Here is a 2,123-nt window from a genome sequence, read left to right as displayed (position 1 = left end):
TATGTAAATACAATGAATACGATACATTATATGCATGATAAGTATGCTTATGAAGCTGGCCAACTTGCTTTTCATGATACTGATCTCAAATACTTCATGGCATTTGGCGTAGCAGGACTTTCAGTTGCCGCGGACTCCTTAAGCGCTATAAAATATGCTAAGGTATCACCAATAAGAAATGAAAATGGAATAACCATTGATTTTAAAATTGAAGGAGATTTCCCTAAATACGGAAATGATGATGACAGAGTTGATGATTTAGCTGTTAACCTTATAAAGGAATTCAGTGATGACCTTAAATTACACCCAGCATATAAGGGAGCGGAACACACACTATCTGCCCTTACTATTACCTCAAATATGGTTTATGGCAAGAAGACAGGATCAACTCCTGATGGCAAAAAACGGGGTGCACCACTTGCTCCAGGAGCAAACCCACTGCATGGCAGAGATGAAAATGGAGCGTTAGCATCATTAAATTCTGTTGCTAAGATTCCTTATAGAAATTATTGCCAAGATGGGGTTTCAAATACTTTTTCAATAGTACCAAATGCACTTGGAAAAGATGAAGCTACAAGAATAAATAATCTAGTTTTCCTTTTAGATGGATATTTCGCACAAAGTGCACATCATTTAAATGTAAATGTACTAAGTAGTGAAACTTTAATTGATGCTATGGAGAATCCAGACAAATATCCAACATTAACAATAAGGGTTTCAGGATATGCCGTTCATTTCAATAGATTATCAAGAGAACAGCAACTTGAAGTTATTAGTAGAACTTTCCATAATAAAATCTAATTGACACTTAATTTTTAGCACCAAAGGAGGAGGAAGTAACTATGGTAAAAGGTAGGATTCATTCTATAGAGAGCATGGGGCTAGTTGATGGTCCTGGAATTAGAGTAGTGGTTTTTTTTCAAGGTTGCAAATTAAGATGTGCCTACTGCCATAACCCAGATACTTGGAATCTGAGTGGTGGCATTGAAATGACTCCAGAAGAACTCGTTCAAAAGATTGTTAGATTCAAACCCTATTTTCAACGTTCTTCCGGCGGTGTTACTTTCTCCGGTGGCGACCCATTAGTTCAACCACAATTTCTACTTGAATGTTTAAAATTATGTAAACAAAACGGTATTCATACAGCCTTAGATACAGCCGGTTTTGGACAAGGCGACTATGATGATATATTAGAATATACAGATTTAGTGCTTTTAGATATAAAACACACCACTAGTAAAGGCTATGTTACTTTAACCGATAGAGATGCATTAGGTGTTAATTTATTTTTACAATCATTAAGAAAATCAAAAACTAGGGTTTGGGTAAGACATGTTGTTGTACCTGGAATTACAGATTCAGAAGAACATATAACTAAACTCGCGAAAATCATTGCTGAAGAGGTACCAAATGTTGATAAAGTTGAACTTCTTCCCTATCATGTTCTAGGGGTAAATAAATATGAAGCTTTAGGTATACCTTATAAATTAAAAGATGTTAAGCCAATGGATAAAGATAAAACTAAAGAGCTGCAAACACTAATAGATAATTTACTAATCATCAGATAAAAATATGAATTTTCTCCTGCGTGCCTTGCAATACGAGCTCAAAACTGGAAATTCGATTAACAGCTTCTAATCTTTTGCGAATATAAAATTCTCTGCCACTCACACTCGACGTCCTGTCTCGGGTTCGCTAGCCTTCCTTCCTGGAAGGCTCACGAGAATTTTATATTCGCAAAATAAGAATCTGTAAATCGAATTTCAATTGTTTTTTCGCTTCTTATTGAAAGTCACTTCCGGAGAAAGTTCATAATGTTATGCATACACTAATTGTATCTAGAAGGGTATCTTTGTTCCATTGGAACAAAGTGGTAGGACGAGACTTTTGGGTGACCTTGGAACAAAATGGTCGGACGAGAAAACATGAATTCCTAAAAACAAAGGATAGATAAATATGAGACAAATTGGCTCGAAGTGTCTATAACAAGCGTTGGGTATATCTCTCGAAGAGTCACGAAAATTTCACATTCATACAACAAGAAAAGCAGAAGATTTAACATGATCTTCTGCTTTTCTTGTTTTTAAATTTCTTAATTTAATCTGATACTTAGGGTTTACCTC

Annotated in this window: 2 protein-coding genes; both read left to right on the top strand. The window is 35.4% G+C overall.

Annotation, left to right across the window (positions count from 1 at the left end; genetic code table 11):
- On the top strand, positions 1-801 hold an 801-nt coding region (locus tag JJE11_RS17615), incomplete at its 5' end, for a pyruvate formate lyase family protein (RefSeq protein ID WP_291637986.1).
- A gap of 41 nt (positions 802-842) precedes the next feature.
- Complete coding sequence (gene pflA, locus JJE11_RS17610) at positions 843-1,568, top strand: pyruvate formate-lyase-activating protein (protein ID WP_291637984.1); 726 nt, start codon at positions 843-845, stop codon at positions 1,566-1,568.
- Positions 1,569-2,123: the final 555 nt, after the last annotated feature.

This window comes from Clostridium sp., from assembly GCF_016650095.1.
Lineage (GTDB): Bacteria > Bacillota > Clostridia > Clostridiales > Clostridiaceae > Clostridium_AD.
The sequence above is the reverse complement of the archived record's forward strand: the minus strand, read 5'-3'. Positions and strand labels throughout refer to the sequence as shown.

Bases quoted from the DNA above. Each gene is read 5' to 3' on its own strand.
- pflA (WP_291637984.1), top strand. From the start codon at position 843: ATGGTAAAAGGTAGGATTCATTCTATAGAGAGCATGGGGCTAGTTGAT.